The 11,595-nt window shown below is 50.0% G+C and carries 15 protein-coding genes and 1 pseudogene; 12 read left to right on the forward strand and 4 right to left on the reverse strand.

The features are described from left to right. Positions 1–119: pseudogene (locus ACR2PX_RS22700) on the forward strand (IS701 family transposase); the annotation flags it as partial. Positions 120–220: 101 nt separating this feature from the next. Continuing rightward, positions 221–466, forward strand: coding sequence for a hypothetical protein (locus tag ACR2PX_RS22705; protein WP_434001631.1), 246 nt, complete (start codon positions 221–223; stop codon positions 464–466). Here ACR2PX_RS22705 and ACR2PX_RS22710 read toward each other — a convergent pair. Genes ACR2PX_RS22710 through ACR2PX_RS22725 form a run of 4 tightly spaced genes read right to left on the reverse strand, consistent with a single transcriptional unit; the run spans position 463 to position 2,935 of the window. Then, positions 463–885, reverse strand: coding sequence for a hypothetical protein (locus ACR2PX_RS22710; RefSeq protein ID WP_434001632.1), 423 nt, complete (start codon positions 883–885; stop codon positions 463–465). The genes ACR2PX_RS22705 and ACR2PX_RS22710 overlap by 4 nt on opposite strands. Beyond that, entirely contained in the window at positions 869–2,236 is a 1,368-nt protein-coding gene (locus ACR2PX_RS22715; RefSeq protein ID WP_434001633.1) for a recombinase family protein, read from the reverse strand. The genes ACR2PX_RS22710 and ACR2PX_RS22715 overlap by 17 nt, the downstream gene beginning before the upstream one ends. Beyond that, complete coding sequence (locus ACR2PX_RS22720; RefSeq protein WP_434001634.1) at positions 2,223–2,681, reverse strand: DUF2924 domain-containing protein; 459 nt, start codon at positions 2,679–2,681, stop codon at positions 2,223–2,225. The genes ACR2PX_RS22715 and ACR2PX_RS22720 overlap by 14 nt, the downstream gene beginning before the upstream one ends. A 2-nt stretch (positions 2,682–2,683) precedes the next feature. Further along, positions 2,684–2,935, reverse strand: a complete 252-nt coding sequence (locus ACR2PX_RS22725) for a hypothetical protein (RefSeq protein WP_434001635.1) — start codon at positions 2,933–2,935, stop codon at positions 2,684–2,686. Between the two features lie 146 nt (positions 2,936–3,081). On the opposite strand from ACR2PX_RS22725, the gene ACR2PX_RS22730 reads away from it, so the two are divergent. The 10 genes from ACR2PX_RS22730 to ACR2PX_RS22775 form a co-directional block, all read left to right on the forward strand. Further along, positions 3,082–4,248, forward strand: a complete 1,167-nt coding sequence (locus ACR2PX_RS22730) for a hypothetical protein (protein WP_434001636.1) — start codon at positions 3,082–3,084, stop codon at positions 4,246–4,248. Then, positions 4,241–5,212: a hypothetical protein gene (locus ACR2PX_RS22735; protein WP_434001637.1), complete on the forward strand. Its 972-nt coding sequence runs from the start codon at positions 4,241–4,243 to the stop codon at positions 5,210–5,212. The genes ACR2PX_RS22730 and ACR2PX_RS22735 overlap by 8 nt, the downstream gene beginning before the upstream one ends. A gap of 141 nt (positions 5,213–5,353) precedes the next feature. Continuing rightward, positions 5,354–5,491, forward strand: a complete 138-nt coding sequence (locus tag ACR2PX_RS22740; RefSeq protein WP_434001638.1) for an alpha-amylase — start codon at positions 5,354–5,356, stop codon at positions 5,489–5,491. A gap of 245 nt (positions 5,492–5,736) precedes the next feature. Beyond that, positions 5,737–5,952 carry a helix-turn-helix transcriptional regulator gene (locus tag ACR2PX_RS22745; RefSeq protein WP_434001639.1) on the forward strand — a complete coding sequence of 72 codons (216 nt, stop codon included), beginning with the start codon at positions 5,737–5,739 and terminating at the stop codon, positions 5,950–5,952. Next, complete coding sequence (locus ACR2PX_RS22750; RefSeq protein ID WP_434001640.1) at positions 5,949–6,428, forward strand: hypothetical protein; 480 nt, start codon at positions 5,949–5,951, stop codon at positions 6,426–6,428. Before ACR2PX_RS22745 ends, ACR2PX_RS22750 begins: the two co-directional genes overlap by 4 nt. Continuing rightward, positions 6,425–7,273, forward strand: a complete 849-nt coding sequence (locus ACR2PX_RS22755) for an ATP-binding protein (protein WP_434001641.1) — start codon at positions 6,425–6,427, stop codon at positions 7,271–7,273. Before ACR2PX_RS22750 ends, ACR2PX_RS22755 begins: the two co-directional genes overlap by 4 nt. A gap of 271 nt (positions 7,274–7,544) precedes the next feature. Then, positions 7,545–7,895, forward strand: a complete 351-nt coding sequence (locus ACR2PX_RS22760) for a hypothetical protein (RefSeq protein WP_434001642.1) — start codon at positions 7,545–7,547, stop codon at positions 7,893–7,895. Positions 7,896–7,952: 57 nt separating this feature from the next. Beyond that, entirely contained in the window at positions 7,953–10,058 is a 2,106-nt protein-coding gene (locus ACR2PX_RS22765) for an AAA family ATPase (protein WP_434001645.1), read from the forward strand. A 317-nt stretch (positions 10,059–10,375) separates the two neighbouring features. Continuing rightward, positions 10,376–10,747, forward strand: coding sequence for a DUF6362 family protein (locus ACR2PX_RS22770; protein ID WP_434001643.1), 372 nt, complete (start codon positions 10,376–10,378; stop codon positions 10,745–10,747). 190 nt (positions 10,748–10,937) lie between these two features. After that, the coding region (locus tag ACR2PX_RS22775) for a ParB N-terminal domain-containing protein (RefSeq protein WP_434001644.1) at positions 10,938–11,595 on the forward strand (658 nt) is incomplete at its 3' end.

The following is an 11,595-nucleotide window of genomic DNA, read 5'->3' on the forward strand; positions in this document are numbered from 1 at the left end:
CGAATATTTATCAGCACCAACGGGGGCTATTTAAAGAGACGGTTGGTAAATTCATTGAGAGTTTTGCAAAGAGTAAAGACCACCTGCTACCAAAATTAGCAGGTGCCATCAATGCGTAAGTCCTATGCAGGATGGTTGGCAGGTCTTTCTGCCGATTCTGGATCATGGACACCAAACCGATATCCTGATCTCTGATGGACCCAGTTATTACAGGATTCAGGTGAAAACAGTTGAAGCTTCAGGTGATGATCATACGGTGCATAATCAGTGGTCTGAAAGCAATGTAGATGTCGTTGTATATTTTGCACGTAATTCAAACTGGGGAGTCTTAGCGCCTGCTTTTACAGAAAAGAAAAGATCGCTAAAACATTCAGAGCATAGAAAGTTTATGCAGGATAGAAAAGATTTTCTTCGAGAGTTTCATCTGCTGGATACCTGTCAGGCAGCTAAAGCTGCTGCATGTTAATCTGTGGCCTTACTGAAATGTTCCCGCTGCTCAGACCAGAGCATCGGGAAAGGTTTCATACAATCCTTCATCGACAGCTGCCACTTGCCCTGATAACACAAAATATCTTCCTGGATATCCGGGGCCAGACACGTCAGGCGAATGCACTTTGAGACTCTGGCTTTATCGACCTTTTCCTTTTCAGCCAGTTGCTTAATGCTGGGGAATTTATCCCTGTTGAGCATTTTTAGCCAGCGATGGCCCTGCATCAATGCCATCTGCAGCTGTTTCATCTCCGGTGGGTCAATGGCTCCGACAGGTGTTTCAATCGTGGTTTTTCCTCCCCGGTGATTCAGGCGGATTGGAAGGGTCACTTTGATCAGGCCTTCCTGCTCCAGAAATTCAACGGCCTCGTCGCCATTCTTAAACACATAAGCCATTGTCTTTGATCTCCGTGTTAGAGGGGGATAATTCTGATACGACAGCTTGGATACCATCCGGTTTGAACAGGATCGTCAGAGTGGTTGGTGTCAGATCTATGCGGTGTATCAGAAGTTCAGTCAGTCTGCGTTTTTCCTGGGTAAACAGCTCTTCCCATATGGTTGAAAGGTTATTCAGAGATTGTCGAATGGTCTCAATAGCAATTTGTGGTTCCACCGCCTCCACTTTTTTCCAAACCTGTAGCATCAGCTCAGGGCTGGCCAGTTGCCTTCGTGTACTCTCCAGCACCAGTGTTTCCAGCACGGGGGCCGACAGGGGCGGTAGCGGGCCGTTTGAGTAGCCTTTGGACTGTGCTGAATAACTCACGTAATAACGAAACAGTTTCCCGTTTTTCTTACGAGTGCTGGTGGAGGAGAGGGCGTGGCCATCGGGGCCGTAAAGCAAGCCTTTCAGAAAGGATGGGTTCTTTCTTAACCTGGATTTTCTAGAGCGCTGGATTGACTCAATATCGAAGGCTTCCACCGCTCTGGCCCAGAGGTCGTTTGTAATAATGGCGGTGTGTTCACCGGGAAACCACTCTCCCTTGTTGCCAATTTCACCAATATAAATCCGGTTCCTTAGAATGCGGTACACCGCGTTTTTGGCAAAGGTGATACCGCCCCGAAAGCCACCATTTTTCAACGATATTAGTTTAGTTATGTAGCCCTTGGCATTGAGCATCTCACAGGTGGCTATGATGGAGCGTGTCCCCACAAAGTGCTCAAACATCAGTCGCACAACGGTGGCCTCTTTTCTGTTAATGACCAGCTTTCGGTTCACAACATCGTAACCCAGTGGTGGGTTGCCTCCCATCCAGATGCCTTTCTTTTTGGACAGTAGAAACTTGTCGCGGATACGTTCACTGGTCACTTCCCGTTCAAACTGGGAAAAAGACAACAGAATATTCAGGGTGAGTCGCCCCATGCTACTCGTGGTATTGAATTGTTGGGTCACAGAGACAAATGAAACATGATGTTGATCAAAGAGATCCACCAGCCGAGCGAAATCAGCCAGTGAGCGACTCAGGCGATCCACTTTATAAACAACAATAATATCCAGAAGCCCTGCTTTTACATCGCGTAAAAGACGTTGAACGGCTGGGCGTTCGATATTCCCTCCGGAATAGCCTCCATCATCGTAGTCGTCTGGTATGAGCACCCAGCCTTCATGTTTCTGGGATAGAATATAAGCCTCGGCAGCATCCCGTTGAGCGTGGAGTGAGTTAAATTCTTGCTCCAGACCTTCTTCTGAGGACTTTCGGGTGTAGACGGCGCAGCGCTGTTTGACCAGACCGGTTTTATCCCTTGCCATTTTTATCTCCCCTCAGGCCAAAGAAAAGAGGCCCTGACCAATAGGAACTGGTAATCAGGTTAGCGATTTTTGAGAGGCTGGAGTACATCTTTCCTCGATACTCGAAGCCTTCGGGAGTGACGACTACACGATGCAACTCGCCACTGTACTCTTTGGTCAGAACGGTTCCTGGAGGGGGTTTTACAACCCTGCGTTTCAGTGTTTTCTGTTCGTGTTCTTTATGCCGATTAGCCTCTTTAAGACGTTCTTTGGTTTTCTCAGTCATGCCGCCCAGTACCAGCTCCTGTATTCTGACCGCAAGTCGCTGACGAAGAATGCGTTGGTCAAGCTCCGGAGCCGGTTTGCCATAGAGTTGGAACCATTTCTTTCGTAGCTGCTCTGCATTCATATTTTGTAATTCCAGAACTCTCATCGCGAGAGTCTGTTCTTCCTGCCTGTCTGTCATAATCAGTCTCCGTCGTTTTTCTCAGCAGTGTTGACAGTCATGCATGAGGTGACCGGTTTATCCAGTCGAACCTGTTCTTTTTCCTGTATTGAGCGCTGGCGGTAATAGCCTCTTAAAATGGCTGAGGCTAATAAGTTGACGATCTCTTCTCTGGGATTCTCCGAGTGCATTGATAAAAGTTCTTCCATGACCTGAGCCTGATTGTTTTTCGAATTCTTATATTCAGTGTTGTCATTATCTTGTATTGAATCCATACCGACGTAACCGGCTCTATCCGGTGTTTTCCAAAGGATTGACAGACAGGGCAATCAAGTACAAGATGATGCTGTATAAAAAAACAGTGGTTTGAAGAGGTCAGGATGTAGCCGCAGTAGAAGAAGACTAAAAGCTGGAGGATCGGATGCCCCACTTAAAGCGAGTCCTGAAATACGTTCGGGACGATTACTGTCGCGAGCTGTTAAAGCTAACCGGAGTCACAAGAGCACAAAGGATTATTGCTCATGAGCCGGAACTCAGTACCACCATCAATCTGATGGAGATTGTGGCCGCTTTAGACAGGAGGCAGCGGCAGGCGTATAGCGATCTGCTTCGACGTATTGATCAGATGACAGACGAGGTGGGGCAGGAGTTGCTGGCCCGGCTGGTCAAGAATAGAGCTGAGTACATCGATCAGGGTGGCCCTTATAATCAGGCGGCCTGGGTACTTCTTCATGAACAATCCATCTTTGAACAGGCCGAAAGTGAGCGCTTTGCCGATGAGGCTCGCCTGACGGCGAAATGGGACAGTTTTAAAGTGTTATCCAGCGTCAATCAGCTCCCGGATCTGAAAGGATTAAACGAGTATCTCACGCAGCACTTTGGCGGTGATGATGAAGTGCTGGTGGAGTTGTTTGAACGCGAACGTCCATGCATTGATGGCACCACAGAAACCCTGCAGCAAGTGATGGTCTACCGGGAAGGCCTACCCAGCCTGCTCAAGGAAGTCTCTAAAGAGAAGAAAGCACTCCGGGAAACCATGGTCAGGCCAGCGAGGGAGTACGCTTTCCTCTGGAATCCAAAGAAGGGTGAGCTGGAAGTGGTGACTCGCAAGAAGCAGGAACGCGAGCAGCTGGCTCAACTTTTCACCAGCAAAGGACTGGGAATAGAGCAAGCCCCAGAAAAACTGGAAAGAAGACAGCTAACTCTTAATGTTCTGAAGTCAAAGCCAGCTCTTCCATTCACCCGGGAAGAAGGCATTGAACAGGTATCCGTCTCTTATCTGAAATTCAAATCTACCCGAACCCATGCTTTCTACACAGCTCAATCACCTGCCCGCAAAGCTCATGAGAAAGATGTTTATCAGGTAATGAAAGAGGATGAGCTGGAATTCTTTCTACAGTGTGATCACTACTCTGTTGCTGAAGCCTCCATTGCTGTGAAATTCAGGAAAAAAGAAGGACAGAGTCGTGCGAATAGCACCACCATCATTCTGAAAGATCCCTGCACCTCTAACCTGCAGGATCTGACGGAGCGGGAACGTTATCTCAGCTGGAACAAGCTCAAGGAGTGGGGGTTGACTCATGATTGATACACTGGAATTACCCAATAAGCAGCGTTCATTTCGTTACCTGGCCGGTCTGTATGAAACCGATTCAGAAACGGTTCTGAAAGCCTGTCTGGAGAACGACAGGCCTAATGACGCTGCCGATATTGTCAGCTCAGGAGCTTTGACTCCAGGTGGTTTGGCTTATGAAATTCCCATCAATACCGACGACGGAGAACAATGGTTGGAAGTGGTTGAGCGGGAGCCGGGCGTCTTCACTTGCTACTGCATCTCTGAGGGGTTTGTTGAGGTCACTGAAGAGCAGCAAAGGCAGTACCTCTATGACAAAGGCTGGTTAGTGAAAGTGCTCAAGACTCACTTGAAGCTGACAGGCGAACAGATCACGGTGATTCCAAAGCAGTTGGAGTGGCTTGGAAATATTCAGGTGGATGGGCAGTCATACCAAGTATTGCTTTCCAGGCTTCTGACCAGTATGGACGGCTTCAAGAGCATCTATCAGACATTGGAGCGCTGGCAGAGAAAGGCTTCAGGTGTTGTACTGAGCGTATCGGAGCGGTTTGACCACCTGCTCCCTCTGCCTGGTAAATATCCAGTGGTCTCGGTTATGTCGTTACTGTCTTCTGAAGGCCCTTGCAAAATAGAGATCAAAAAACTGAAGGAGATTCTGAGAACTACTTTCCAACCGGATCTCAGGCCATTAGAGGTTCAGTGGTCGGTACAAGGTCTTGTTGGTCGGTTTGAAGCGAATGGCAGAGAGCTTTGGGATATTCGTGGTGAGAAACGTTGTGGGGTAACCAGTCTGATCTACGATGCCTGGTTAGCGGGCAATGCAGGTATTACGACTGAGCAGTTGAATGAAGAAGGGTTTAAAGTCACTCACCCTGGTAACTGTTATAACGACGACCGATGGAAGGATTACATTCGTTATGAACACAAACTCTGGAGTATCAAGGCCGGGCGGTTAAGTCGGAAAAATTCCATGGTCTGATATAAACCTGCTGGCACCCCCAATGTCATCAATTTTCTCAGATAACGATGTACTCATTGTCTACCCTTTAATTTGCTGAGGCATCTGAGTTTCAGCAATTTTCATTTGCGACCGGTTGCCCCGGTCCACAGAGAGGTTGTTATGTCTAAGAAATCTAACCACCCTGCTGATATGGGTAATGCAAATAAAGGTACTTCTGGCCAGAATCAGACACATTCTAAAAATCAGGGTAATAGAGGTAAGCAGTTAAACCCTAACCAGCAGAAAGGAGACAAGTAAGCTCCTTGCAGGTGGCGGGCCTCTTGCTCGCCACTTTCAGAATCATTCCTGTCAGATAGAGAATTTACCCGGCATCCCAAAGTAGCCTGTGGGATACCTCGGTTTTGATCATTGAGACAATCTTTTTTAAGTTTTTTCAGAAAATATACGCCAGCTACTTTCCAGCTACCCCACAGCTACTTCTCAGCTACTCCGACTGTCCCATGATTGTTCCTGTCTTAGGACGAAACAAGAAGGAGCATGAAATGGACGTTCAACACCTGAGCCAGAAAGAACTGGCCGACCGCTGGCGGATCAGTCCCTATACCCTGGAGAAGTGGCGTATGAGGGGACTGGGACCACGCTATATCAAACTGGGCAACCGGGTCGTCTATCGGGTTACCGATATCGAGGCCCATGAGCAGTCACACACTCATATTGGCACCTCACAGCCATTGACCTGTCAGGGAGGTGAGTCATGAGTATCAAACTGGATGATATCCAGAGCATGAGTGTTGCCGACCTAGCAGCCTGCTCTGGGGAGGAGTTGGCAAGGCTGATGAGAGATGCCGAGAAAGCCATGAATCAGCTGTCTATCCAGAAGCAGTGGCTGGAGTCCGTGGTGGCTTATAAATACGTCTACCAAGCAACACAGATTCGTTCCCAGTTAGAGCAGGACTTTGGAACGGTCAGTTTTGAAGACGACGGTGTTCGAGTACTGGCGGATCTGCCAAGAGAGGTCAGCTGGGATCAGAAGAAGCTCAGTGCCATCGCCGAGTGTATCCGGACCCAGGGCGAAGACCCTGCGGAATTTCTGGATATTCAGTATCACGTCCCGGAGGAGCGCTTCGACTACTGGCCGGAAACAATTCAGCGCGCTTTCGAAGCGGCATTTTCCATCAAGTCAGGCAGTCCCAGTTACCGGCTGGTGGCTTTGAACAAGGAGGTAACAAAATGAGCCTCCCTATTCTCAGTGCAGAACAGCGAAGCCAGGAGCACAAAGGCATTAAATGTGTCCTTCTCGGCAACAGCGGTGTCGGTAAAACCACGCAACTGCAAAGCCTGGATTCAGAGACCACCTTGTTTGTAGATTTGGAAGCCGGTGACTTGGCGGTGCAGGATTGGCCGGGTGATACGATTCGTCCAGCCACTTGGCCAGAGTTTAGAAACTTTGCTGTGTTTTTGGGTGGTCCCAACCCAGCGTTGCGGGATGACCAGGTCTACTCTAAAGCTCACTACAACTCAGTCTGTCGTAAGTTCGGTGATCCCAGGGAGCTGGATAAATACGACACCTACTTTATCGATTCCATTACGGTACTGGGACGACTCTGTTTCCAGTGGTGTAAAGGTCAGCCACAAGCATTTTCTGAGAAAACCGGCAAGCCCGACACACGGGGAGCCTACGGCTTGCATGGTCAGGAGATGATTGCTGCACTGACGCACCTGCAACATGCCCGGGGAAAAAACGTGGTCTTTGTCGCCATCCTGGAAGAACGTGTGGATGACTTTAACCGCAAGCTCCACCAGCTGCAGATCGAAGGCAGTAAAACAGGGCTGGAACTGCCGGGCATTGTTGACCAGGTGATCACTCTAGCCAGTCTGCCCGATGAAGAAGGCAACCTGCGTCGCACCTTTATTTGCCAAACCCTCAACCCCTATGGCTACCCAGCCAAGGATCGCAGCGGACGCCTGGATGTATTCGAATCGCCTCACCTCGGACAGCTGTTTGACAAGATACGCAATGGATCAAGACAGCCTGTTCAGTTTGAAACCCAATCTCAAGGAATGGAGAAACAGCCATGAGCCAGCAACACAACAACCGTTGGAACGACTTTAATGATGCTACTGATCAGGGTAGTTATGATGTGATCCCTTCAGGCACCTTGGTCAAAGTGAGGATGACACTCAAACCCGGCGGCTTCGATGATCCGAATATGGGCTGGACCGAGGGCTATGCTACCCGTGGTGATACCGGCGCTATTTATCTCAATGCCGAGTTTACAGTGCTGGAAGGCCAGTACGCCAAGCGCAAGGTCTGGTCCCTGATCGGGCCAAAGGGCCAGAGTGGGAAAACATGGGCCGGTCCTTTGTCCGCAGCATTTTGCAGTCCGCTCGCAATATCAAGGCCGAAGATAACAGTCCACCGGCTTATAAAGCTCGACAGCTGCAGTCTTTGGCTGAGCTGGATGGCATTGAGTTTGTCGCCAAGATCAGCACTGAAAAAGATCAGTATGATGAGCCGAAGAATGTTATCAAACAGGCCATTGTCCCAGAGCATAAGCAGTATGCTGAGCTAATGAGTGGAGTAGCGCATTCTCCGCAGAGTCAGGTCCAACCTTCTCATCAGGAGTTGCAGTCTCAGCTTTATAGCCCTCCACAGCAGCAAGCCCCACACCCTGCCGAAACCCATGGACAGTGGGATTAAACCAGATGCCCATCTTCGGGTGGGCACCCCTTTAGTGTGGAACAGGGACTGTGGGTGATGAACAACAAATGGTTGGACTTCAATGATGCGTCAGAGCAGCAGACGACGAAGCCACTGGATGCAGAAGACATCAAACGTCGTATTCAACAGCGGCTGCCAGACTATCTGACCTGGCTTTATCCTAACGGTAAAGTCAAAGGCCAGAAATTCATTTTGGGCAATATCCAGGGCAAGAAAGGAAAAAGTCTGGAGGTGGAGCTCGGTGGGGCGAATGCCGGGCTCTGGCATGACTTTGAGTGTGGGCAGGGTGGCGACATTGTCAGCTTGACGTCAGAGCATCAGGTACTCGATGCAGAGCGGGATTTTGTGGAGATTATGCGGTTTATGGCTAACTGGCTGGGCATGTCTCAGTCATTCACTCCACCCGTTTTGTCATACCAACAAGGTGATAACGAGGATCTTGGGGCGCATACTGGAAAGTGGGATTACCATGATAGTGAAGGTAATCTCATCGCTTGTGTTTACCGCTACGAGACTAATGAGGGAAAAGAATTCAGACCCTGGGATGTGAAAGCCCGGAAAACCAAGGCACCTAATCCAAGGCCTCTCTACAACCAACCCAATATCAAGCAATCCAGTGAAGTCATGCTGGTGGAAGGCGAGAAAGCCGCACAGGCTTTGATTGATAGTGGTCACTGTGCCACTACGGCGATGAATGGGGCTAAGGCACCGACCGATAAAACCGACTGGTCACCGTTGAAGAACAAACGCGTCACCATCTGGCCCGACCATGATGAAGCAGGGCTGTCTTATGCGTTCAGCGCATCCAAAACTATCGCTGAGGCAGGTGCTCTGTCGGTCGTCATTCTGAAGCCCCCTGAAGACAAACCGGATAAATGGGATGCGGCTGATGCGGTTAAAGAAGCTTTCGATATCCCAGGGTGGATAGCTACGACAGAGCGCAAAACCATTAAATCAGCCGGTTTGCAGTTGATGGATTGGACTGCTCTACGCTATCAGGGGAAAGCCCCAGAGCAGAAGTTTCTGGTGGAAGGCTCCTTTCCATTAGGCGTGGTTTCAATCCTGGCGGCTATGGGAGACACAGGGAAGGGTATGCTGACGCTCAAGCTCGCGATGGAGGTAGCCTGTGGTGAGGGACTGGCCATGGAGATTTTTGGTGGACGGGTCCTTGAGCAGGGTACTGCGGTGGTGTTCACCTCAGAAGATGACCAGGCAGAGGTGCATAGGCGGCTGGAAAACCTTGATCCGGGTAATCACCGACTGAATCACCCTGAGAAGCTCTTGATTATTCCACTGCCCAATGCGGGTGGACCTTTTGCCATGGTCAAAGATACGCCGGATGGCCCTTCGACCACGCAGGAATTTACTCAGGTTGTGCGACAACTTCAGGCTATCAAGGATCTGAAACTGGTGGTTTTTGATCCCCTCTCTTCTTTTGTGCATGCCGATGTCAATGCCGATCCTGCCGTGGGTAGTTATTTAACCGGATTGCTGGCAAACCTAGCCTCTGAAACCGGTGCAGCGGTCATGGTGGTCCACCATATGCGTAAACCACCTGGGCAAAAGCCCATTGAAAGTGCAGAGCAGGCCCGGGATGCTATTCGGGGGAGCAGTGCGCTGGTGGATGGTGTCAGGATGGCCTATGCCCTCTGGCCTGCCCAGGATGTAGTGGTTCAGCAGGTGTGTACCACCCTGAACCTGATACCCGAGCCCCGCAGCTTCTATCAGGGGGCTGTCGTGAAATCCAACGGTCCGGCAGACAGAACTCTGCGTACCTTTAAGCGTAACGGTGTGGGGTTGCTGGAAGACCTGACCGGGAGATTATCAGGTGCCTCTTCGTCGGAGTATGAGTTGCTGGTGGCCTTGTCCGGAGCTGTTCGAATGGCTGCCAGCCGGGGACATCCGTTTACCCATACCGGGGGAAATGGCATATATGTCCAGCGGCATCGTTTGCCCGACATGTTCCACCATCTGTCCAGACACAAGCTTGAGAGTATGGTGCAGGCGTTGCTCAGTGAACGTCCGCCAAGACTGGTAAAAGGTGTGGCGAAGGGATCACGAGATCACAAATGGTTGGACTCATCGATGGGGCCTTTTGCCAAAGGAAAAGGTGAGTTTTCTGAAGGAGCTGACTCTGTGTAATCCAAAATAAACAGATTTCCAAAATAAACAGGTTTCCGGCGATTTCCGGAAATCTGTGGCCTCTCTGGAAACAGAACCAGCTTTAGGGAAATCATGCAACTGAATGAAAAGTAAAATGTTTAAACAAATAAAAAGACAATAGTCGTATTTCCAGATTTCCGGAAATTAAGGGTATTTTGGAAACAGTAACTGATTGAAAAATAAGCCGTTTCCAATTTCCAGTATCTCTTACTTATATAAGTAAGGTTGGAACTCTATTCCCAACCTTACTGAAACGTAAATAATCTCGGATGGCAACGACTCACGGAGGAGCCGCAATGGACACGAACGAACTGGCTAATCGATACCGTGAAGCCTGGCTTGTATCACGACGTGTGTCGTCAGGTATTCATCTCGGCCACTCCGCCTTCTGGCCTGAAATCAATCCTAATCGCTGGGAGGTCTACCAGAGCGAGGGCAAAACCCTGAGACTGCCCCAACCTTCGGAAGATGACATCGATCGAATGGTCGAGTGCATGCGCTGGCTTCGGTGGATCAGCGAGGAGGAGCGTGATCTGGTGTGGCTTAGAGCCTCAGGTTTACCCTGGAGAGTGATCGCTGAAAACCTGGGTGTGAACAGGAAGACTCCCTACGCACACTGGTGCAAGGCTATGAACCGGATTTCCATCCATTTAAACCGGAGGACGTAACCCGGAGTAACTCGAACTAACTTATTTTGTCTGGTTCCGTCTGGGCCAATACAAAATAGAGGAGCTCTCAAAGGTTGGACACTTTTGCCAAATTTGACAAGAATTAACGCTAAGCTCGAAGCGAATTGCACCTGAACCTCACACCTCCCCGGTCTGAGGTTTTTTCATCTCTGGAAATCACGGAAGAACTATGTCCAGAATCCTTGTCGAAGCTATCGAACATCGCTCAGTTACCAGCCTGGTGCCCTACGCCAACAATGCCCGTACTCACTCCGATGAGCAAGTGAACCAGATCGCCCGGTCCATCGAGACGTTCGGGTTTGTCAATCCGGTGCTGGTGGGCAGTGACGATGTGATTGTAGCTGGGCATGGTCGTTTGATGGCCGCGAATCAACTGGGCATGGACACGGTGCCGGTGATTGTTCTGGGGCATCTGGACGAGACACAGCGCCGGGCGCTCGTGATTGCGGATAACCAGATTACGGCCAACTCGGGCTGGGATGAAGAACTACTCAAGCAGGAACTGGCCGAACTGGATGCACTGGATTTTGACCTAGATTTGATGGGCTTCTCTGACGAGGAGCTGGAAGGTTTGCTGCTGGTGGATGAGCCTGAAGGTCAAACCGACGATGATGACATTCCTGAGTCGGAAGAACATCCGGTCAGTCAACTGGGCGATCTTTGGATTTTGGGAGATCATCGTGTTCTCTGTGGGAGTGCTACTGAACAGGCCGATGTGGAAACTCTGATGGCTGGGCAGCTGGCGGATATGGTGTTCACCGACCCACCCTACAACGTCGACTACGCCAACCCGGAGAAAAACACCAAGGCGAAGAAAGACCGTCGGA

This window comes from Endozoicomonas sp., assembly GCF_051008435.1.
Classification (GTDB): domain Bacteria; phylum Pseudomonadota; class Gammaproteobacteria; order Pseudomonadales; family Endozoicomonadaceae; genus Endozoicomonas_A.

Coding starts and splice junctions, on each gene's coding strand:
- ACR2PX_RS22745 (WP_434001639.1), top strand. CDS start 5,737: ATGGACGTTCAACACCTGAGCCAGAAAGAACTGGCCGACCGCTGGCGG.
- ACR2PX_RS22730 (WP_434001636.1), top strand. CDS start 3,082: ATGCCCCACTTAAAGCGAGTCCTGAAATACGTTCGGGACGATTACTGT.
- ACR2PX_RS22715 (WP_434001633.1), bottom strand. CDS start 2,236: ATGGCAAGGGATAAAACCGGTCTGGTCAAACAGCGCTGCGCCGTCTAC.
- ACR2PX_RS22710 (WP_434001632.1), bottom strand. CDS start 885: ATGGCTTATGTGTTTAAGAATGGCGACGAGGCCGTTGAATTTCTGGAG.
- ACR2PX_RS22770 (WP_434001643.1), top strand. CDS start 10,376: ATGGACACGAACGAACTGGCTAATCGATACCGTGAAGCCTGGCTTGTA.
- ACR2PX_RS22725 (WP_434001635.1), bottom strand. CDS start 2,935: ATGGATTCAATACAAGATAATGACAACACTGAATATAAGAATTCGAAA.
- ACR2PX_RS22735 (WP_434001637.1), top strand. CDS start 4,241: ATGATTGATACACTGGAATTACCCAATAAGCAGCGTTCATTTCGTTAC.
- ACR2PX_RS22755 (WP_434001641.1), top strand. CDS start 6,425: ATGAGCCTCCCTATTCTCAGTGCAGAACAGCGAAGCCAGGAGCACAAA.
- ACR2PX_RS22720 (WP_434001634.1), bottom strand. CDS start 2,681: ATGACAGACAGGCAGGAAGAACAGACTCTCGCGATGAGAGTTCTGGAA.
- ACR2PX_RS22760 (WP_434001642.1), top strand. CDS start 7,545: ATGGGCCGGTCCTTTGTCCGCAGCATTTTGCAGTCCGCTCGCAATATC.
- ACR2PX_RS22740 (WP_434001638.1), top strand. CDS start 5,354: ATGTCTAAGAAATCTAACCACCCTGCTGATATGGGTAATGCAAATAAA.
- ACR2PX_RS22750 (WP_434001640.1), top strand. CDS start 5,949: ATGAGTATCAAACTGGATGATATCCAGAGCATGAGTGTTGCCGACCTA.
- ACR2PX_RS22765 (WP_434001645.1), top strand. CDS start 7,953: ATGAACAACAAATGGTTGGACTTCAATGATGCGTCAGAGCAGCAGACG.